This window comes from Kitasatospora sp. NPDC086009 (assembly GCF_044540385.1).
GTDB lineage: Bacteria > Actinomycetota > Actinomycetes > Streptomycetales > Streptomycetaceae > Kitasatospora.
The window spans coordinates 78,406-101,018 of sequence record NZ_JBITSA010000009.1; the positions used below are offsets into that span (position 1 = coordinate 78,406).

The following is a 22,613-nucleotide window of genomic DNA, read 5'->3' on the forward strand; positions in this document are numbered from 1 at the left end:
GTCCGGGCGGCATCCGGGTGGCCCGCTGCTCCGAGCGGGCGAAGGGTCCTCCGGGAGGGCACCCGGGTGCAACCCGTCCTTCCCCCGGGCATATCGGGTATGACAGAACCCACACCCGGAGTTCACATCCGCTCCGTTACACAGGAGTGGTGGCGCCGTACAAAGGCGTAAGGCGACACTGGGGGAGATCACGCACCCGTTGCGCGGTCGAACCGCTCGTCCCGGCGCGAGCCACGCGCCGCAGGCGTCCAAGGAGGCATCCGTGCCGCATGTCCTGGTCCTCAACGCGTCCTACGAGCCGCTCGGCGTCGTATCGATGCGCCGCGCACTCATCCTGGTCCTCAACCACAAGGCGGTCAGCCTGGAGGACTCGGGAGTCACTCTGCACAGCGCCACCAGCGCCCTTCCGGCGCCGTCCGTCGTCCGTCTGACCCGCTTCGTCCGGGTCCCGTTCTGCGGGCCGGTCCCGCTCACCCGCCGGGCGCTGTTCGCCCGGGACCACGGCCGCTGCGTCTACTGCGGGGCCGCCGCCACCAGCGTCGACCACGTCATCCCGCGCAGCCGGGGCGGCCAGCACCGGTGGGACAACGTGGTGGCAGCCTGCCGCCGCTGCAACCACACCAAGGCCGACCGCCACCTCACCGAACTCGGCTGGCGGATGAAGCGCCCGCCCGCCCCGCCCAGCGGCCTGGCCTGGCGCATCATCGGCACCGGGATCAAGGATCCGCGCTGGCGGCCCTACCTGGAGCCGTACGGCGGCGGCGACCAGCTGCACGCCCCGCAGTGGGCCGAGTACGAGCACCACGACCATACCGAGGCCGCGCACGCGCTGCCGCTCACCCGGGCGCACGGCGCCCACTCCGCCCCCGTCCGCCGCGGTGAGCAGGCCGAACCGCTCTCCGCCTGACCCCGCTCCACCAAGGGCTTGCCCGTCATATCTCCGGTACGCCTCATGGGCCGCCGCGCACCCCGTATCGGGGAGCGCGGCGGCCCGCCGTTCGAGGGCCCGTCACGGCCCCGCGCGGCGGGCTCCGCCACGGCTTCCGCGTGGGCTACGGCTTCTGCGAGGGCTACGGCTTCCGCGTGGGCTACGGCTTCTGCGAGGGCCATGGCTTCCGCGTGGGCTACGGCTTCTGCGAGGGCGATCCGGACGGCGTCACCGGTGCGGTGGTCGCGGGCGGGGCGGCCGGCACCGCGGGCGTGGCCGGTACCGCCGGGGTGCCCGGTGTCGTGGCCGGCTGCCCGGCCGTCGCCGGGTCGGTGACGGCGTACAGCTCCACGCCCCAGAGCGAGTAGCCGTACTTGGTCGCCCGGGCGACGCCCTGGACCCGCAGGAACTTCGCGTCCGGCGCGTCGAACCGCACCGTCTCGTTGCCGCCCTTGCCGTCGTCGACCGTCGCCACCGTCGTCCAGGAGACGCCGTCCGCCGAGGCCTGGATCTTGTACGAGGAGGCGTACGCGGCCTGCCAGTGCAGCACCGCCGAGCCCAGGTGGGCGGCCTTCGGCAGCTCCAGCTGGACCCAGGCGTCGTCCTTGGCGGGGGAGGACCAGCGGCTCTTCGGGTCGCCGTCGGCCACCGCCGAGGCGGGGAAGGCCGAGGTCTCGTCGGCCGAGGAGGCGGCCTTCGCGGTACCGGCGAGGTCCGGGCCGCCGGTCGGCGGCACCACGTGCACCTGCAGCACCTGCCGCACGGTGGTCGAGCCGGTCACGAACTGCACCGGCACCTGGTAGGTGCCGGACGGCGTCCCCGGCGCGGCGCTGACCAGCAGCGGCACGCCCACCCGGCCGCCGCGCGGCACGCTCACCCCGGAGGCCGGCGCCACGGTCAGGCCCTTGGCCACGGCCGGCACCTCGGTGCGCAGCTCGCCCACCGCGCCCTCCGGCCGGCCCGCCTCGACCATCGCGCGGGCCTGCACCGGCGCGGCCGCGCCGGTCACCACGTCCAGCGCGGCGTCGGCCAGGCTCAGCCGGGCGGCCGGGGCGTCCGCGTACCAGGGGATCACCTGGTTGACGACCGGCGGCTCCCCGCCGGGCTTCCAGGCCAGCCGGAAGGCGTCCGCGCTCTGGCCGCCGGCCGGCAGCTCGTTGTAGCCGGGCTGCACGGTGCCGATCTCCGCCCAGCTGCCGTCGGCGCGCCGCACCGAGACGGTGGCCGAGGCCCGCACGGTCGGGTCGGTGAGGACGGTCAGCCGGTCCAGCGGCCGGGCCGCGCCCAGCTCGACGGTGAGCGGCTCGTCGGCGGCGGTCGGCGCGGTGGCCGCCCGGTAGGCGGTGTCCGGGTTGCCGTCCAGCACGGCGCCGGCCGAGGCGCCGGGCAGCGCGGCCGGGCCGCCGGTGACACTGGCCGGGGCTTCGTCCGGCGCGGTCACGGTGAACTCGCGGACCGCGACGGCGGTCTTCTGGGCGGCGGTGGCCCGCAGCCGCACCCCGCGCACGACCGCCCCGCCGGGCAGCTGGGCGGTGACGCTCTTCTGGTTCCTCACCTGGGTGAGCTGCTTCCAGCCGCCCTCGCCGGTGGAGTACTCCAGCACCCCGTCGTGGATGTAGTCGTCCAGCGCGTTCTGGCCGTCCGGGCCGCTGCCCCAGGAGCCCATCAGCACGGTGACGCTGCCGACCGGGCGGCCGCCGCCGAGGTCGAGGCCCACCGAGTCGCCGGGCTGCGGCGGCGCCGAGCTCCAGTAGAAGGTGTCGGCCACGCCGTCGGTCATCAGCGCCGGCAGGTGGTCGTGCGCGGTGCCCAGGGTGGTGGTCGGGGCGGCCCCGCCGCCGACCACGCCGGCCCAGTTGTCGGCGGCCCGCACGGCGCGCTCCAGGAACGGGCCGAGCACGCCCGCCCCGACCGTCGCCGGGCTCTGGGCGAGCTGCTCGCGCAGCTTGTTGAGCTCCACCCGGGCCCGCCAGGCCGCCGCGCCGTCGCCGCCGCGCTGGGCCAGCAGCATGTCCAGCGCCGCCTGGCCGGCCAGGCCGTAGTCGCGCAGCGGGGCCAGCCAGGGGCCGGCCTCGGCGGCCAGCGGGGCGGTGGCCGGCGTGGCGCTCAGGGTCTGCTGGGCGCCCGCCATCGCGGCGAAGGACTCCCGCAGCGGGGCCGCCGCCTCTATCAGCCGGGCGAGGTCGGGCGCCGCGCCGGCGTTCGGCTCGGCGGTCGCCCAGAACCGCTCCAGCAGCGGGTTGAGGTAGCCGGACTCCTCCTTGGACAGCGGCGAGGAGGAGCTGTTGCCGGCCAGCGCGGTGACGGAGGCCAGGACCGCCCCGGCCGGGGCGGCGGTGGCGCCGGCCGGGCCCGCCAGCGAGCGCAGTGCGGCCTGCCAGGAGTCCTCCGGCTTGTACCCGCCCGGGTTCCAGGCGAAGTCCCCGGCGGTCGCCAGGGCGATCCGCGAGGCCACCGGCTGCTCCATCGCACCGGTCAGCATGACGGCCGACCGGGTGGCGACCTCGGCGTCCCGGCCGGTGTAGGCGCCGAGGAAGAGCCGGTCCGGGTTGGCGTCGTTCACCGGGTAGTTGTCCATGGTGACCAGCGGGTGCCCGTACAGCTCGGCGGTCTCGGCGGCCTGAGCGCCCGTGATCTTCTCCGGGATCACCCCGACACCGCTCCAGGCCACCTGCACGCCCGCCGGCAGCGCCGCCGCCAGCGCCTTGCGGTACGGCGTGGAGCCCTGCTGGTGGTACTCGGTCGGCACCACGGACAGCGGCGCCAGCCCCGGGTGCTTCGCGATCAGCCGGTCCTGCACCTTGGCCGCCAGCTCGGCCTGCGCCTTGGCGGCGGCGGCCGGACCGGTGCCGTACTTGGAGCGGTCGTCGCCGCAGTGCCACTCGTCGTAGGAGACGTCCAGGAACTGCAGCTGGAAGGCGGTGAAGCCGAGCGCCCGCAGCCCGTCCAGCTTGGCGACCAGCGCGTCCGCGTCCTTGGCCGAGCTGTAGCAGAACGACTGCCCCGGGTCGATAGCGTAACCGGCCGTCACGTGGTTCGCCCCGGCCCGGGCGGTCAGCGCCTTGAGGTCCTCGGCCCGGGCCGCCGGGTAGGCGTCGCGCCAGCGGGAGAGCCGGTACGGGTCGTCACCGGGGGCGTAGAGGTAGAAGTTCTGCTTGGAGCGGCCCAGGAAGTCCAGCTGGTCGAGGCGCTGCTGCTGGCTCCACGGGGTGCCGTAGAACGCCTCCGCGGTACCGCGCACCGGTGCGCCGGACGGCCAGTCGCGCAGCGTGATCCCGGGCAGCCCGAGACCGGCCGCGCCCGGCGCCTGCCCCTGTCCGGCCGGTACGGCGGCCAGCAGCTGGCGCATGCTCTGCGCCGCGTAGAAGGTGCCCGCCTGGTCGGCCCCGGCCAGCACCACCACGCCGTACGTCCCGCCGCCCGGGGCCGGCAGCTGGCCGGCCGAGAGCACGTACCCGCCGGCCGGCATCCCCGCCGTGGAGGGCGCACCGCCGTCCTTGCCGCCGGCTGCCGCGGTCAGTTCGCGCAGCGCCCGGTCGACCTCGCCGCCGGCCTCCTCGGCCGGTCCGCCGACGTAGACCACCAGCGATCCGGCGGCCGGCGTCCCGGCCTCCGCCTGCGGCGTCACCGTGGTGGCCCCGGCCACGCCCAGCACCTCGCGCACGGTGTCCACCGCGCCGTGGTCCGCCTTCGCCGAGGTCACCAGCGTCACCGCGGCGGGCACCGTGACCGGCCTGCCGGCCACGCTCTGCTCCTGCGGCCGGGGGAAGACCTGAGGGTTGCTCACACTGCCCAGCGGCGTCTGCGCCGCGGTGCTCACCACGTCCGGCCCGGGGCTGTAGGCGTACGCGGCCGGGCCGCTCACCAGCAGTCCGCCGACCACGGCCGCGGCCGAGAGCGTCGCCGCCACCTGCAGCGTCCGGCGCCGGCTCGGCGTCCAGGCCCGGGCCCGCTCGGCCCGCACCGACGCCAGCAGCGGCTCCGTGCCCTTGAGATCCGCGATCAGCCGGTCCGCCGTCCGGGGCGCCAGCTGACGGCACGTCCGCGCCGTCGCCCGCCGCGCCGCGAGCGCCGCCGGGTGCTGCAACACGTCCCGCAGCGCCGGACTCTGCTCCAGCTGCTGCCTCAACCGCCGCCCCGCGGCGACGGACACTCGGGCTTGCACAGGAGCCTCCTCGCCAGGCATCGACCACAACGCGCCAAAGCCCACCAGTTGGCCATGCCGGTGTCAACGTCACCGACGGGTATGCCAAGTTTGTCCTTTTTGTACTTTCCTCGCCCTGCTGCCGGAAACCCCCGGGTCCGTTCGGCCGATCACTCGGCGGAACGGACCCGGGGGCTGCTCATGCTCCCGGTCGGGAACCGGGCATCACGACAGCGGTGGGGCGGGGAGGACGGCTGTCCTCAGTGCGGAAACGATCCACTGCTGGGACGCGCCGGGGTGGCAGTCCCAGAGCTGCAGCCGGTTCCCGTTGGTGGCACTCCAGCCCGGCAGGTCCAGACAACGGCCGGAATCCGGGTGGAACAGTGTGTTGTCGGCGAGCGGGATCCACTTCTGCGATTCGGTGCCGTTGCAGGTGCGGTACTCCATCTTCACGCCGTTGTCGCGCCCTGCTCCGACCGGCGTCAAGCATCCGCCCAGCACCCGGACCGTCCCGTCGTTGCCGAGCGAGAACTGCTGGGAGGTGTCACCGTGACAGTCCCAGAGCTGAATCGGGGTGCCGTCGGCGGTCCCGAAACCGGCGTCGTCCGCGCACATCGACGGGTTGATGGCGGACTGGACGGTGCTCCTGGCGCCGGAGGCGGCCGGTCCGACCGCGAACGGGTAGACGGCGGTGCCGCTGATGCTCCCGTCGAAGCTGGTGCTCGCGGCCGACTGGTACTTGTACCGGCCGAGCATGAACGGCCCGGAGGACGGCGGGCTCTCGTTGGACCTGTGGTAGCCCGTTGCGGCGAGCACACCGTCGACGTAGAGCGACATCAGTCCGGTACCCGCGTTGTACGAGGCGGTGAGCCTGGTCCAGACACCGGGCCGGACCGCCGCTGAGGCGTTCGTCCCGCTCGTCCAGTGGTAGGGCCAGTTGTCGTCGTCGCCGTAGGCGAGTGCGAAGGCCCAGTTCCGCCCCGCGCCCTCGCTGTACAGCATGAAGTTGCTGCCGTGGGCGGTGTCCTGGCTCGCGACCACACCCCCGCCGGAGCCGGACTTGGCCCAGCTGGAGACGGTGAAGCTCTTGCGGGTGTCGACCACCGGGCCGGACATGGTGATCACCGAGCTGTCCGCAGGGCCGAACCGCGCGACCGTGGTGCTGCGGCCGCCAACGGTGTCCTGAACCCAGCCGACCCGATCGGCGTGCGCGTTCGTCCGGCCTTGGCCGTCGGTGACGGAGTCGGTGCCGTTCGGGGCGGCCAGCCAGTTGCCGATCGGCCGGTTGAGGTTGCCGAGCACGACCGGTTCCGCGGCCAGCCCGGTGACGGTCGGGCCGCTCTTCGGGGTGCCTGCGGACGTGGAGCCGACACCACTCCAGACCACCAACTGCTTGTTGGTGTCGACAGCCCAGAGATCGGGGATTCCGTCACCGGTGAGGTCACCGTCGCTGCCGACCTTCGGGTACAGCTTCGCATCGAAGCCACCGCCGATCCAGCCCTGGGCGGGGTCGGCGAACGCGGCGGCGTCGAACGTGGAGCCGTTCTTCTTGAACGCATACGCGTGGATGGTGCCGTCGACCTTCGAACGGGTCCAAAGGGTAGGCGTGTCCGAACCCTTGGCGGGTCCTGGGGCTATCAGGTCGTAGGAGCTCCAGTCCTGGTTGTTCTGAGAGAGCAGGAATGCCGACCCCAATTGCTGAGTGCCGTCCGCACGAGCCAGCCACAACCTGCCGTTGTCGATGTAAAGCACGGAGGTACGGGGAAGGCCCAGCAGCCCTGTGCCACGCTTGATCGGCGTGTCCCCTTCGGGGGAGCCGAAAGCCGCGATCTGCGTGACGGTCGACCAGTTGGTCCCGGCGCCGTAGTCGGCGCAGGATATCGGTGTGGCATCCGCCAGCATGCATTCCGTGGGCTTGAGCAGCTCGACGTTGGCCTGACTGTCGAAACGTCCGACTATTCCGTCGTTGGCATACAGGCGGGCGATGGGATCCCCGGGCACGTGTGCGATCAGATCGTCGTAGTTCTGGTCGGTGAACGAGCCGCGGTGGGTGACGTCGACGCCCTCCCAACCGCCACCGCCGGGTGCACCGGCGTTCAGGGCGCCCGCCGCGCTGTGGGGGTCCGTTCCGGCCCCCGTCAGCCGCAGGTTCCCAGCGCCATCGGGAAGCAACACGTCCGGGTTGGAGTCGTAGTCGAGGTCACCGTAGACCGGTGCGGGGCCGGCGGGGTTGTGCGGGACGTAGTAGGTGTACGCGACGGGCTGGGACATGTTGCCGGCGTTGTCCTGGGTTTGCAGGTAGAGGAAGTTGGTGCCCCAGCGCCACGGCGTCAGCGACAGCTGGTAGGCCCCTGCACCGTTCATCTTGACGATGTTTCCGCCGTCGTTGCAGTTCCATCCGGTGGCCGCGGCCTGGACCGGGTCGGCGGTCCAACGGGCGCACGCCAGACCCGACGACCGACCGCCGGTGGCTGGCGCGGAGTCGGTACCGGTGAGCGTGAACGTGCCCTCCTGGCCGACGAGCTTCGGATGGCCGCCGAGCGTGCCCGACTCCGGGAAGTCCGTCGAGGTGATCCTGGCGGTCGGCGGCGTCCGGTCGATGCGCAGGAAGCACATGTCGGTGTTCCCGCTGTGCAGTGTTCCGTCGTCGGTCACGCCGTACCAGCCGTACTGGTGGCCGTCGATCAGTGAACCGACGTCGAAGTTGACCCGACCGGAGCCGGCACCCCACCCGGTCTCGTATGTCTTGGACGAGCCGCCGTCGTCGTCGTCCCAGATCTTGAACGTGGTCCAGAGCTGCTGGCCGGTCGGCGACCAGGTGTCGGCGCTGATGTTGATGTCGGTGTTGGCTCCGATCCACCCCGGGTTTTCCCAGGGATTGACGGTGCCGCGGGTCTTGCAGGCATCGAAGACGGCATCCTCGGCGAAGCCGGGCGTGGGGCTGGTCGCCGGCGTGCTGACGAGCGGCGCGATGTCGTAGGTGACCACGACGTGCGGGTTGTTGGCGAACCGCTGCCGGTAGTACTTGTTGGTCTCGTCATCGGGGGAGAAGGCGAAGGTCCAACCTCCCCACTTCTCGGCGGCCGCCCGGGCCATCAGGGAGGTCACGTCGAACTCGACCCCGCCGGTGCCCTTGAGCCAGGTCGTGGTGATTTTGGAGCAGGCGGCCCCGATCGGTCCCTTGCCGCACGGCTGGGCGTTCCAACGGGTCCACTGGTTGATCGGGTTGTCGTTGCCCGAGCCGGTCGAGTACAGGTTCATCGGCGTGGACGTGCTGGGGCTGGACGAGCGCACCACGTTGGCGTAGAGCGTGGCGTTCAGCACCGTGGAGTTCCAGAACTGCGAACCGAGGCCGAGCTGGAAGTAGGCCCGCTCGCGTCCCTTCCGCTCACAGGGGTTGGCGCTGTCGACGTAGTCGCAGTACCCGGCGGCCGGCTTGTCCTGGTCGTAGACGGTGCCGTTGTACTCCGGGTTGTCCGGCCAGCCCTCCTGGACCTGGGCCCAGGCCTGGGCGCCGTTGTCGACGCTCGGGTTCCAACCCGGGTCGATGTACCAGGGGCCGGTGCCCTGTCCGAGGACCGTCGTGTCGGGCACCAGGTCGATCCCGCTGCCGCTCACGGTTGTGGCGACCGGCGCGATCTTCGCATGGTCGCCGGGTGCCTCCGCGCTCGAGGGCACCGGGCCAGTAGTGCTGTCCGCCTGCGGTGCCTCGGCGGACTTTCCGAGGGTCGTCGGCTGCGCGGCGGCCGGTGCGGCTGCGGAGTCCCACATCACCGGGACCGGGGCGGTGAACCTGACCTTGCCCTCGGCGTCCTCGGCCGTCAGGTTGCCGTGTGTGTCGGCCTTGACCATCAGACCGTCGCCGGAGACGTCCAGGTGGAGCTGCTTGACCCGAGGGTCGGCCGCCGCCGTCACCGTACGGACGATCAGAACCTGCCGCCAGCCGCCGGCCGCGGTGGCGCTCAGCTGCAGATCGACGTCCGGCAGGACGGACCGGTACAGGGCACTGTCGCCGTCGAGTTGGGGCTTGGGGAGGTCGAAGGGAGCCTTGAACGCGAGCTTCTTCCCGTCCGACGTCGTCATGGTCGCCATCGGACCCTTGCCGCCTCCGGAGAACGTCAGCGCGGAGGGGACGGCGGCAGGAGTCAACGTGCCGTCGGACGCGGTGCGCAGGGTCGCATCGATGGCGCGCCACGTTCCGTCGTTGTTCCTGACGCGTTCCGCCACCGGACTGGAGTCGGTGGTCAGCGTTCCGTCGGGGTTGGCCGAGGTCAGGCTCCCCGCGCTGGTGAGTCTGTCGACCACGACGGGCTTGCCGGTGCTCTTCGCCTGAGCCATCGCCTTCGCGACGGCCGCCGCCTGCTCGCCCTGCGCCGGCTTGGCAGGGTGAGCGGGCCAGGAGGGATCGGCGGGTCCGTGGTGGCGATCGGCCACCGGAGCGGCTGCCGCCGTCTGAGGGGCAACCAGCACGGTGGTGCCGAGGGCGAGGGCCGAGGCGCAGGCGAGTGGGAGAAATGCTGCCCCGAACGTCCGACTTGCCGTAGTTCGCCTGCGAGACATGAGTACGGACGGTTTTGACCTTGGCATGAGTACCTGTCATCCGAGTGAAGTGAGCAGGGTCGTCCGCACGCTGCCTTCACGTCCGCTTCGCTGTCAAAGCGTTTTGTCGACAGGGTGTCCGGGTTGTCTCGGCTGGTGATGCATTGGCCGCGAAGTGACTCTGATCACATCCGACGAACCCAGAAAACTACTACCTGTGATCGAACAAGTGCACATAGGGTGCCGGATGTCCTGGGCTGATGCATGGGCCTTTCGGGGCCTCGGCACTCTGTGGGGGGATCAGTTGTCCCGACGTGCACGTTTGTTCACCCGACCACATCGCTCGCGCGTTGCCGCGGCAGCCGCCTTGGCGGTTCTGATGTCAATCGTGACGATTCCCTCGGCGGAAGCGGTTGCCAAGGCGGTCAAGGACGAGAAGATCTGGGAACCGCCGAACACCCCGGTGCCGGTGACCAAGCCGGTGACGGGCACCGATGCCAAGGTGGCGGGTCATCGGGCCGACCCGGGCGCCAAGTGGACACCGCCTGCCGACTCGAGCCCGCCGTCCGGCAGAGCCGTCGCAGTGCTGGAAAGCACCGCCGGGAAGGCGCTTCCGGCGCAGCCCGAGGCGAACGCCGCCTCCGGGTCCACCGCCTCCTCGCCCGTTCAGGTCGGATCGTTGCCGGTCTGGGTCGCCCGGACACAGACGTCGAAGCAGGCGGCCAAGAGTGTGCCGCTCGCCCCGGCCCCGGGAGGCCCTGCCGCGCTCCAGGTCGAGGTGGCCGACCGCGGCCGAACCGACGCGGCAGGGGTCAACGGCGCGCTGGTCGCCCTCACCGACGCCGGCGAGGGCGGTGCGGCCGGTCGCGTCCAGGTCGGGATCGACACCACCTCCTGGGCGAAGAACGCCGGCGCCGACTGGGCTTCCCGTGTCCACGTCGTGCAGCTGCCCGGCTGCGCCCTGACCACACCCGGCCTGCCCGGTTGCACCAGGCGCACGCCCGTACCCTCCCAGCGTGACGGCGAGTCCGGCCGCCTGCTCGTCGAGGTCGACGTGCCGCAGACCTCGGCCGCCTCGGGTAAGTCGCTCTCCTCCAGCGCCTTCGCCGCGCCGCAGTCGGGAGGCGGCCCGGCGATCGCGCTCGCGGTCGAGGCCGCCTCTGCCGGCAGCGCCGGCGACTTCGCCGCCTCGCCGATCACGCCATCGGCCTCCTGGCAGGCCGGAGTCAACGCGGGTAACTTCACCTACGGCTACACCGTCGAGCTGCCCTCCGCGCTCGCGGGCGCCGCGCCCAGCGTCTCGCTCGGTTACGACTCCTCCGCATCGGACGGCAAGACGGCATCCACCAATGCCCAGCCGTCCTGGGTCGGTGAGGGCTGGGAGTGGCACCCGGGTTCCATCACCCGCGGCTACAAGGGGTGCAAGGACGCCGGCATCGACAAGTCGGGCGACCAGTGCTGGGGCGGTGATCTGCTCCAGCTCTCCCTCGCGGGCCATGCCGGACTGCTGGTCCGGGACGACACATCCTGCGAGTGGCACCTCAAGGGCGAGGACGGCACCAAGGTCGAGCGGCTGACCGATCGGAACAACGGCGCCTGGAACGGCGAGGCTTGGCGGGTCACGACCGTCGACGGCACCCAGTTCTACTTCGGCGCCAACCACCTGCCCGGCGGCGACGGTTCGGACCAGGCGAGCAACTCGGTCTCCGCGGTGCCGGTCTACTGGCCCGGTGGTCAGGACCCGTGCCTGAAGTCGGGCTCGCCGGCCACCGGCTCCTGGTCACAGATGGGCTGGCAGTGGTCGCTGGACTACGTCGTGGACCCGCACCAGAACCTGATCAGCTACCGCTACGAGCAGGAGCAGAATCACTACGTCCAGGGCGGGGGCCAGAACGACGGCAACGGCCCCCGGGTCCAGTACCAGCGCGCCAGTTACCCGGTCTGGGTCGGCTACGGTCAGCGACTGCCCGACCAGATCGCGGCGAAGGGCACGGCCAAGCCGGCCGCCCAGGTGTGGTTCCGCACGGCCGAGCGCTGCCTGCCGGGCGGTGACATCACCTGCGAACCGTCCCAGCGGACCAAGTCCAACGCGAAGTTCTGGCCGGACACTCCGATCGACCAGAACTGCGACGCGAGCGGTGAGTGCACCGTCTACTCGCCCACCTTCTGGTCAACCAAGCGCCTGACGAAGATCGACACCGAGGTCTGGGACGGCTCCGCGTTCCGGCCGGTCGACTCCTTCGCCCTCAACCAGTCGTTCCAGGACCCGGGCGACGGCACCTCGCCGGCGCTCTGGTTGGACTCCGTCCAGCGCACCGGGAGCAACGGGAGGGCTCCGATCACGCTGCCCGAGGTCTTCTTCGAGCCGCTGCAGATCGCCAACCGAGTGGACGGCAGGATCGTCCGTCCGGACGGCACCTCGGCATCCGTCGAGCCCTTCAAGCGTCCGCGCATCCAGAAGATCACTACCGAGACCGGCGGTCTGATCAACGTCGTCTACGGACCTGCCGAATGCTCGCGTGCGGCCGGCCGGATGCCGTCGTCCGAGGACGGCAACACGATGGCCTGCATGCCGGTGAAGTGGTACTTGCCGGGGCAGTCCGCGCCGGATCCGGTGAACGACTGGTTCAACAAGATCGTCGTCCAGTCCGTCTCCTCGCAGGACACGGTCGCGGGCGCCGTCTCCGTGGTCACCAACTACGTGTACGGCGGCGGAGCGGCCTGGCACCGCAACGACTCCGAGCTCGCCGATCCGAAGGCGCGTACCTGGGACCAGTTCCGCGGCTACGCCACGGTGACCACCCTCTCCGGCAACGGCAGTGACCTCGAGGCGCCCAGGACCAAGACCGTCTCGACCTTCATGCGCGGCATGGACGGCGACATCCTGGCCAGTGGAACCACGCGGACGGTCGACGTCGCTGACGTGCATGGTGGCACGATCAAGGACCAGGACGCTCTCGCCGGGTACATCCGCGACACCGCCAACTACGAAGCGGAGAACGGAAGCATCGTCTCCACGGTGGTCTCGGACCCTTGGCTCGGCGCCGTGACAGCGACCCGCACCCAGTCCGGAGGCATGCCGGCCCTCACCGCGAGGGCGGTCAATACCTCGAAGGTAACCAGCCGCGAGAAGCTGGTGAACGGCTGGCGCACGAGCGAGAAGTCCACCGACTACGACGACACCCTGCTCTCCCGGCCGACCGTCGTGAGGGACAACGGCGATCTGGCCCACCCCGAGCAGTTGCTCTGCACCTCGTTCAGCTACGCCACCGGTCCGGGTGGTGCGGCGAGCCAACTCGCGTCGCGGACCGTCGTACTCAAGGGCACTTGCGGTCCGACGGCCACCAAGGACAACACGGTCGCCGATACCCGGGCCTACTTCGACGGGCTGCCGTTCGGTCAGGCGGGAGCCAAGGCCGAGCAGACCGCGACCGAGGTACTGGAGCGCTACGACACCTCCGGAAAGCCGGTCTACAAGCCCACGGCCCGAGCGAGCTTCGACGCCTACGGCCGAGTCGTCAGCACCGTCGACCCGAGTCGCACCGACGCCACCCATGCCACCGGCGCCGAGACCAGGACGGCCTACTCGCCGGCCTCCGGCCAGCTACCGACCCAGATCACCCACACCAACCCGATGGGATGGCAGACCGTTGCCACCCTGGACGTCGGCCGCGGCTCAGCGCTCAGGATCCGGGACGAGAACGGGCGCGTCTCGGAGCAGGAGTTCGACGGACTCGGCCGTTCGGTCGCGGGCTGGAGCCCTGGCAACGACCGGAGTACGCACCAGAACCGCCCGAACCGGAAGTTCTCCTATGCGGTCAACGGAGCCAACGCACCCTCGCAGGTGCTCACCCAGGCACTGATGGGCGACCTGGAGACCTACACGTCTAGCTACACCATCTATGACGGCCTCGGCCGGATCCGTCAGACCCAGGCCAGCGCTCCATCGGGTGTCGCCGGGCGCATGATCACCGATGCTCTGTTCGACTCCCACAGCTGGCAGACCAAGACCAGCGCCGCGTACTACAACGACCAGGCGGCCCCGAGCGGCCAGCTCTTCCTGCCCAACGGCGGGGTGACCCCGGACAGCAAGATCCCGTCGCAGACCGTGCAGAAGTACGACGGCATGGGCCGCGTCACGGACTCGATCTTCCAGTCCCACGGCATCGAGCAGTGGCGCAGCCGCACCGAGTACGCGGGGGCGGACGAGATCCGCACCATCCCGCCGACCGGGGGGTACGCGACCGCGACCGTCATGGACGGGCGCGGGAACACCGTCGCCCTTCGCCAGTACAAGGCGAACACCCCGACCGGTGCGTACGACGAGACGACGTACGGCTACACGCCTGAGGGCAAGGAGGCCTGGCGCAGGGATGCGGCCGGGAACCTCTGGACGTATGAGTACGACCTGCTCGGCCGCCCGGTGAAGGGCACCGACCCCGACTCGGGAACGGGCACCACGACCTACGACGACAGCCGGAACCTCGTCACGGTCACGGACTCCCGGGGCAAGAGCGCCACCAGCGTCACCGACCTGCTCGGTCGCACCGTCGCGGCCTACGAAGGTCCGGCCGTCGACCCGGCCAAGCAGGTCGCGGGGTGGACCTACGACAGTCTCGCCCTCGGCAAGCCCACCTCCAGCACCCGGTATGTCGGCGGTGCGAGCGGAGCAGCGTACAAGTCGGAGATCACCGGCTACGACATCGGCTATCGCGAGTCGGGGGCCAAGACCACGGTTCCGGCGGTCGAAGGCAAGCTGGCCGGTACCTATCTCACCGACAACACGTACGACAAGGCCGGTCGGCTGGCGAACACCCTGATGCCCGCCGTGGCGGGCCTGCCCAGAGAGCGGCTCAAGTTCGCGACCGACACCGTCGGTCAGCTGACCGCGATGTCGAGCACGGTCGGTGGCGATCCGTCGACCACCTTCATCGCCGGAGTCCGGTACGACCCCTACGGACGGGCGTTCCGCACGACACTCGGTCCTGGCGGGGCCAATCTCGTCGCCACAACCATGATCGACGAAGCCACGGGCCGGGTCACCCGCTCGATCCTGGACAAGGAGAACGCTCCGACCGCGAGCGTCGACGTCGTCGACTACACCTACAACGCGCTCGGCCAGGTCACTTCGGCCCGCAACGCCCAGGACGGTGAGGCCGCCGACCTGCAGTGCTTCAACCACGACTACCTCGGTAGGCTGACCCAGGCCTGGACGGACACCGGCACGCAGACGACGCTGTCGCAGCCGAACGTCCCGGCGGTCGGCTCCTGCGCCAACGCCAACGGCCCGGACCTGAATGCCGGCAGGCCGAGTGTGGGCGGCCCGGCTCCGTACTGGCAGCAGTACGAGTACGACCTGATCGGCAACCGCACCAAGCTCGTCAAGAAGGACGTCGACGGCGACACCGGCAAGGATGTCGTCACCACCCAGACGTTCGGCAGCGGTCCGAACACCCCGTCCTCCGATCCACGTACGGGCGGCGGCACCGGCGGTCCGCACGCGCTGATGAAGTCCACGGAAGCCGGCCCGGACGGGACCGCGGTGACCTCCTACACCTATGACGCCGCGGGCAATACGACGTCCGTCACCGACACCCCGGGCACCAAGACCCTGACGTGGAACGCCCAGGGCAAGCTCGATCAGATCACCGGGACCGGGCAGAGCGCCGGCACCAGCTACCTGTACGACGTCTCCGGCAACCAGCTGATCCGCCGAGACCCGGGGAAGACGACCCTCAACCTCGGCGCCGACCAGCTCACGCTGGACACCACGACCGGGGTGGTCACCAACGTCCGCTCGTACGGGGCACCCAACGGCCTCTCCATCACGCGGACCACCACCGACGGCACGTCCACGCTCGCCTACCAGAGCTCGGACCCGCACGGCACCAACGGTGTCCAGTTCGACGCCTACGACCTCTCGCAGGTCCGCCGGCCCACCGACCCGTTCGGCAACGAGCGCGGCGCCCAGCCGGGCGCGGGGATCTGGGCCGGTGACAAGGGCTTCGTCGGCGGCACCAAGGAGAAGGCCACCGGCTTCACCCTCCTCGGCGCCCGCGAGTACGACTCGAAGACGGGCCGCTTCATCAGCCCCGACCCGATCACGGACGCCGGCGACCCCCAGCAATGGAACGCGTACGCGTACGCCAACAACAGCCCCATCAACAAATCGGACGCCAACGGCCTGAAGGTCGGTTGTGACAACCCCGACGAGTGCAGGAACAACCACGAGCCTCGTGCGAATGGCCAGGCGGTCGATGCGGTATTCATCTACAGCCCTCCCGGCCCGGTCGAGCCGCCTGACGCAGGGGTGCAGAAGGCTCTGGCGAAGCAGGACGCCGCCGACCAGGTTGTCAAGGAGGGCAAGCGCAAGCGCGACGAGATCGTGCACAAGGTCGTCGACCTGATCGGCGAACTGATCGGCTTCAACGACGCCCGGGACTGCTTCACCAAGGGCGACGTGATGGCCTGCGTCAACACCGCGCTCAACGCGGTGCCCTGGGGCAAGCTCTTCAAGGCCATCAAGGTCGGCATCAAGGCCTTCAAGATCTACAAGGAGATCGACAAGGCCTACGACATGATCCGCTCCGGCGAACGCGCCGCAGCGGAGGCCAGTCAAGCCGTCGCCGTAGCCAGGACGGCGGCCGCAGAAGCGAAGGCGGCGGAAAGAGCCGCAGCCAAGGCCGCAGAAGAGAAGGCGGTGAAGGAAACGGCGACGGACGCGGCAGGAACGGAAAGCAAAGCCGTCGCGTCGGAAGCCGATGACGCCGCCTCCAGCTGCTCCCTGGTGCGCAACAGCTTCCCCACCGGCACCAAGGTGCTGATGGGCGACGGCACGCTCAGGTCCATCGAGGACATCCACGAGGGCGACGTCGTCATGGCGACCGACCCCCAGACCGGCGAGACCCACCCCGAGACCGTCACCGCCACCATCACCACCCCGGACGACAAGGACTTCACCGACCTCACCCTCACCGACGACGCCACCCCCCGCGGCCCGCCCGCCGCCGACGAGCCGAAGATCACCTCCACCTACCACCACCCCTACTGGAGCGAGACCCGCCGCCAGTGGGTCGACGCCGGCGAACTCACCCCCGGCGAACACCTCCGCCGCCCCGACGGCACCACCCTCACCATCCAGTCCGTCCGCAACTACCCCTACGCCGTCACTACCCACAACCTCACCGTCAACCTGCTCCACACGTACTATGTGCTGGCGGGGGAAACGCCGGTACTCGTTCACAACAGCAACTGCGGAATTGGTCGGGAGCTGATTGGTGACGAGAGGGCGGATCACATCCTTGATAATCACAGGTACCCGGGGGCGCCCGGTAAGGACGCTTTCCCGCAGGGTTGGTCTGATGACCAGATTTTGGATGCTGTTGCTAACGTGGTGACGAGTCCAAATAGTCAAAGGACCTGGTACAAGGGATCTGCTGTGCATGCCGAGAGAACCCTGAAGACCAGGAAGGGCGAACCTGCGGTTCAGAATGTGATCGGGTCAGTGGGAGGGGTGAGAATGCTGGTGCGTTACGAACCTCTCACTGGGAAGGTTCTCACAGCGTTCCCGCACTGAGGAAATGGTTCACCCGATCCAGGTCTAGCGAATTCGATGATTGGAGGATTGATGGAGAGAGATGCGAATCTGATGGAACTGTTGCATCGTTTGGACGATCCCGAATGTCCAGAAACGCCAGCTGACTACAATGCGGCCGATGCTGCAGCTTCGTTCAGCCGTCTGGCTGTGCAGGTTGGTTCTCGCTTCTCGACGCCTTGTGAAATCGATCGAGACATCCAGGACTCCGCGCAGTACGGACGAATCGAAGTGCCGGGGGAAGCCACAGTCTGTGGGACGAGGATTGTTGCCCTGGTGAGCAAGTTCAAGCCATTGGCAATGGTGGCGGCCGATAACCCTGGCGCCTTCTTGGGTACGGATGAAGCGCAGGCTAAAGGCGAGCTCGATGCGAATGACCTTGAGAAGGTAGAGCAAGTTCTCGCTGAATCGGGGTACATCACGATTCCGGAAGAACTTCTTGAAAGAAGCTATGGCGGGCCCACTCTCTTGCGTTTCCACGGTTCTGGGGAGCCGAGTTGGTGGGACCGGTTCTTCGGTTCTTTCTGATGGGTCTCAAGTGTCGGGTTCCGTAACGTTGGATCTCATGGACCGCATGAGATTCGTTACCCGATTCGACCCAGCCGCGCGATGAGAAGGACCATGCAGTGGCAAAGATCAGCCCCGCCGAGCTGTGCTTGGCGGGGCTGATCTGGCGTTTAACGGCAGTAGTTGACGGCAACGTCAGCGGACGCCAGTGGCGCGGGGTGGTGGTGGTTCGTCGCCGCCGGAGCGGGCCGTCTCGGTGGTTTCCCGGCTGCCGAGCGCGGTGCCGAGGGTGTCGATGGCGTCGCGCTGGAGGCGGAGTCGGACGTGGGCGTAGACGGTGGTGGTGACGCCGATGTGGGCGTGGCCGAGGAGTTCTTTGATCACGACGAGTTCGACGCCCTGTTCCAGGAGCAGGGTGGCGGTCGAGTGGCGGAGGTCGTGGAAGCGGATGCGGCGGAGGCCGGCCTTGCGGAGGAGCGTGTTGAAGGCGCGGGTGAGGTTGGTCGGGTCGATCGCTTTGCCCTGCGGGGTGGTGAACACGTGCCCGCTGTCCTGCCACGTGGTGCCTGCGGACTCCCGTTCGCACTGCTGCTGCGCGCGGTGGAGCTTCAACAAGTGGACACAGCGGGGGGGGTAGGGCGATGCGGCGCTCGGAAGCCGTGTCTTGGTCGGCAGCGTGGTGAGCCCACCTGCGGTGGTGCGCTGCAAGGTTCGGCGGATGTCGAGGTTGAGGTCTCCCCAGCGGAGGCCGAGGAGTTCGCCCTTGCGGAGTCCGGTGTGGAGGGCGAGTTCGAACAGCGCGTGCAACCGGTGACCGTGTGCGGTGGTGAGGAGCTGGCGGGCTTCGTCGGCGGTGAGGGGTTCGAAGCGTCGCGGCCGTGGGGAGCCGGTGCGGACGTTGCGGGCCACGTTGCGAGGGATCTCCTCCTCGCGGACGGCGTGCTCCAGGGCGGACTTGAGTACGGAATGGATGTAGGTGAGGGTCAGCGGAGAGAGCAGCCTGCGGCAGCACTGCCCGGCGGCACAGCAACGGGGCTCATCACGGGCCGTATCGATGCCGCGCGCGCAGCACTGGCAGGTGGTGCGGAGCTGGTTGAGCCAGGTGCGGACGTCCCTGGCCGTGAGCTTGGCCAGCTTCTTCTTGCCGAGGCCGGGGATGAGGTAGCGGTGGACGCAGGCGGTGTAGCGGGTGTGGGTGGTCTCGCGGAGGTGGTGAACGGCGACGGCATCGAGCCGGTACGTCAGGTACGCGCATAGACTGCCCAGCGCCGAGGAGGCGGGGAGGCCGCGGTTGCTTGCGGCGATCTTCTCGGTGAGCTTGGCCAAGGCTTCCTTGCGGGTGGTGCAGTAGACGCGGATGCGCTTGCGGGTGTTGCGGGGAGCCGGCACGTACCCGGCGGCTTCCCAGCGGCTGTGCGCAAGCGCCTCAGTGGCAACTACACGCCTGAAGAACAGGCCGCCAGCGTCCAGCGCCTGCACGACCGGCTGAACGAAGGCAGGCGCCGACGCTGAACCAGCCGCACCAGACGGAGCAGCAGGAGACGCAGCGCAGGGTGAGCTGTTCGGAGTTTCTTTACTTGATCAAGGGCGTCCCGCTGACGCGGGTCGCCGTGCGCCGGCGGTCGGTGACCGCCGCCCGCTCCTGTCTGCCGCCCCGCTGGCGACGGTCGCCGACCACTCGGCGCGCAGAGCCCGGGAGCGTAAGCCGGACCACCAATCGGAAGCCCCGGTCCGACGGCTCAGCAGCAGACTGGCCGGGCACCTGAGAGGCTGCCCGGCGGGCGAGGAGCATTTCGGCCCTGGGCTTCCATATGAAGGCGGCCCCGGCTTGGAATAGGAGATTCCACATGAAGAGATTGACCTCTTCAATCGTCTGACGCTGAACAAGGAGAAGCTGCGGGCGCCGTGGTAGAAGGTCGAGACATCCATGATCTCCCCCTGTCGCAGTGGGCGCAGATGAGCACTGACCTTGTCGGACGTTTAGTCGAGGTTCGGATCCTGTGCGTCCATGCCTTCGGCGTAGGCGTAGAGCTGACTGCGCAGGGCGCCTATGGCCACGTCAATCCTCCTCGCGTTACGGATGACCGTTTCACGATCGAGGAAGCGGCAAAGCATATCGGCGAAGTGAGGAGGGCCGTCGTGTTGGCGGCGGACCCGGGTCGGCAGCCCACTCTGACACTTCGCCCGTCTGAAATTCCGGCTGCCTGATTCTGCGCCAGCCTCCTCTTCCCAATAGGAGAGGCTGGCGCATTTGCGAAGGTGGGATGCGACGGGCGACCTTTGCGGGGCTCTTGAATTTCTTTCGTCGGAAATTCAATTGACCACAGCTAATGCGACGGGGTCCGGACTGGAGAAGGCCCCACTGGGGTTTTCCGGCGAAGCCTTCTGGGTGTTTGACGGCAGTAGTTGACGGCATCGTCCGCCCACCGTGTCTATTCGTGGTCGGCTTCTTGGATGCTCTCGATTTGGCGCACTGAAACCTCTGTCGGATATCAATCCGGCAGAGGTTTCAGTGGCCTCGAAAGCGGCGGTTGACGGCAACGTCAGCGGACGGGCGCCGTGCAGAGTGGCAGGTCGTTGCGGTGGACCAGCCCGGACGACGGCGCCGGAGGCTGAGCCGCGCGTACCCCGATCGGAAGCGATCGGAGTTGCCCTTCGTCACACTCGTGTCGCACCGGGTGACCGGGGTGTCACGCGGGTAGGACTGTGGCTGTTCTGACCGGGCGTTGCCGAGACATCGCAGGAGCCGCGAGTGGCCGCTTATCTCGACCGTGACGGAGCCGACGGCCTGGAGGTGCCCGCGCAGGACGCGCCGCCGCCTCCCGCCGAGCTGGTCGCGCTGGCGCAGGCGTACGGGGTGGACACGGCCCTCCAGCCGTCGGCGCGGACACTGGTGGCGGTGCTGGCCGCGCTGGGCGTGGAGGCGGGCACGCCGGAGGCGGCCCGGGCGGCACTGGAGCGCCACCGGGCCGGGCAGCGGGCGCGGTCGCTGCCGCCCTGCGTGGTGGTGCGGGCCGGGCGGCGGACGGCGCTGGACGCACCGGCGGACGCCCGGCTCAGCGTCGAGCTGGAGGACGGCGGCGTCTGGGAGCTGCCGCGCGGGCACTCCCACTGGCTGCCCGCCGACCTGCCGCTCGGGCGGCACCGGCTCAGCGCGGTGACCGACGGCACGCGCCAGGACGCCCATCTGATCGTCGCCCCGGAGCGGCTGCCGCAACTCCCCGGCCGCGGCTGGGGCTTCCTCGCGCAGCTCTACTCCGTGCTCTCCGACCGCTCCTGGGGCATGGGCGACCTCGCCGACCTCGCCGAACTCACCCAGTGGGCCGGGAGCCTCGGCGCGGGCTTCGTGCAGATCAACCCGCTGCACGCGGGGCTGCCGGGCACCCCCTCCGACCCGTCCCCCTACCGGCCCTCCTCGCGCCGCTTCGCCGACCCCGTCCACCTGCGGGTCGAGGCGGTGCCCGAGTACGCGTACCTGACGGGCGAGCAGCGGGCCGAGGCCGAGGAGCTGGGCCGGCGCGCCGCCCGGCTGCGCGCCGAGGTGCTGGGCCACGACGGCCTGATCGACCGGGACGCCGTCTGGGCGCTCAAGCGCCGCGCCCTGGAGCTGCTGCACGAGGTGGAGCGCGGCGCGGGCGCCCGGGCCGCCTACGAGGCCTTCCGGCGGCGGGAGGGCGAGTGGCTGGAGCGGTACGCGCTCTGGAATGCCCTCGCCGAGGTGCACGGCGCCGACTGGCACGCCTGGCCGAAGGGGCTGCGCCATCCGGACAGCCCGCACGTCGTCCTCGCCGCCGAGGAGCTGGCGGACCGCGTGGAGTTCCACCGCTGGCTCGCCTGGCAGGTCGACCGGCAGCTCGCCGCGGCCCAGCAGGCCGCGCGCACCGCCGGCATGGCCGTCGGACTGATCCACGACCTCGCCGTCGGCGTCCACCCCGACGGCGCCGACGCCTGGGCGCTCCAGGACGCGCTGGGCGGCGGCATCTCGGTCGGCGCCCCGCCGGACGCCTTCAACGCCCACGGCCAGGACTGGGGCCTGCCGCCCTGGCGTCCGGACGCCCTGGCCGCCTCCGGCTACGCCCCGTACGCGGAGCTGCTGCGCTCGGCGGCCCGGCACGCGGGGGCGATCCGGATCGACCACGTGATGGGCCTGTTCCGGCTCTGGTGGGTGCCGGCCGGCCACCCGCCGACCGAGGGCGCCTACGTCCACTACGACGCCGAGGCGATGCTGGGCGTGCTGGCCCTGGAGGCGCACCGGGCCGGCACGGCGGTGATCGGCGAGGACCTCGGCACCGTGGAGCCGGGCGTCCGCGAGGAGCTGGCGGCGCGCGGCGTCCTGGGCACCTCGGTGCTCTGGTTCGAGCGGGACTGGCAGGCCGGGGGCGAGATCCTGCCCCCGGAGCGCTGGCGGCCGGGCAGTCTGGCCACCCTGACCACCCACGACCTCCCGAGCACCGCCGCCCGGCTGACCGGCGAGCACGTGGAGCTGCGCCACCGGCTCGGCCTGCTCGCCAGGTCGCTCGACGAGGAGCAGGCGCAGGCGGCGGCCGAGCTGGCCGAGTGGCGGGCCGAGCTGACCCGGCTGGGCCTGCTGGCCGAGGGCGAGGAGCTCTCGGCGGCGGCGCTGTACCGCTTCCTGCGGGCCACCCCGGCCGAGCTGGTCGGCCTCTGGCTGCCCGACCTGGTGGGGGACCCGCGCCCGCAGAACCTGCCCGGCACCTGGGACCAGTACCCCAATTGGCGGCTGCCGGTCGCGGACGGCTCCGGCCGCCCGGTGACGCTGGACGAGCTGGCCGCCGCCCCGGCCGCACGGGCCCTGACCGGCGTTCTGCGGGCCGCCGGCGGGCAGGCCCGAAAGGCCGACCCCGCCGAGCGCGGCGACGTAAGCGGCGGGTAAGTTGAGC

7 protein-coding genes are annotated in these 22,613 nt (G+C 70.3%); 4 read left to right on the plus strand and 3 right to left on the minus strand.

All coding sequences use genetic code 11. The features are described from left to right. Window positions 1-262: 262 nt before the first annotated feature. A complete protein-coding gene (locus ACIF6L_RS22085; protein ID WP_352293908.1) occupies window positions 263-907 on the plus strand; it encodes an HNH endonuclease in 645 nt (214 codons plus the stop codon). A 217-nt stretch (window positions 908-1,124) separates the two neighbouring features. Here ACIF6L_RS22085 and ACIF6L_RS22090 read toward each other — a convergent pair whose 3' ends face one another. Then, window positions 1,125-5,093 carry a beta-N-acetylglucosaminidase domain-containing protein gene (locus tag ACIF6L_RS22090; RefSeq protein WP_396489924.1) on the minus strand — a complete coding sequence of 1,323 codons (3,969 nt, stop codon included), beginning with the start codon at window positions 5,091-5,093 and terminating at the stop codon, window positions 1,125-1,127. 204 nt (window positions 5,094-5,297) lie between these two features. Beyond that, complete coding sequence (locus ACIF6L_RS22095; RefSeq protein WP_396489926.1) at window positions 5,298-9,506, minus strand: ricin-type beta-trefoil lectin domain protein; 4,209 nt, start codon at window positions 9,504-9,506, stop codon at window positions 5,298-5,300. A 493-nt stretch (window positions 9,507-9,999) separates the two neighbouring features. On the opposite strand from ACIF6L_RS22095, the gene ACIF6L_RS22100 reads away from it, so the two are divergent. Next, window positions 10,000-17,187, plus strand: a complete 7,188-nt coding sequence (locus tag ACIF6L_RS22100; RefSeq protein ID WP_396489928.1) for an RHS repeat-associated core domain-containing protein — start codon at window positions 10,000-10,002, stop codon at window positions 17,185-17,187. 72 nt (window positions 17,188-17,259) lie between these two features. Next, entirely contained in the window at window positions 17,260-17,733 is a 474-nt protein-coding gene (locus tag ACIF6L_RS22105) for a hypothetical protein (RefSeq protein ID WP_396489930.1), read from the plus strand. Between the two features lie 174 nt (window positions 17,734-17,907). On the opposite strand, the gene ACIF6L_RS22110 is transcribed toward ACIF6L_RS22105, so the two are convergent. Continuing rightward, on the minus strand, window positions 17,908-19,101 hold the full coding sequence (locus ACIF6L_RS22110) for a tyrosine-type recombinase/integrase (protein WP_396489932.1): 1,194 nt from the start codon (window positions 19,099-19,101) through the stop codon (window positions 17,908-17,910). Window positions 19,102-20,506: 1,405 nt separating this feature from the next. On the opposite strand from ACIF6L_RS22110, the gene malQ reads away from it, so the two are divergent. Then, entirely contained in the window at window positions 20,507-22,606 is a 2,100-nt protein-coding gene (gene malQ, locus ACIF6L_RS22115) for a 4-alpha-glucanotransferase (RefSeq protein ID WP_396490091.1), read from the plus strand. The last annotated feature ends 7 nt before the right edge of the window (window positions 22,607-22,613 follow it).

Coding starts and splice junctions, on each gene's coding strand:
- ACIF6L_RS22105 (WP_396489930.1), top strand. CDS start 17,260: ATGGAACTGTTGCATCGTTTGGACGATCCCGAATGTCCAGAAACGCCA.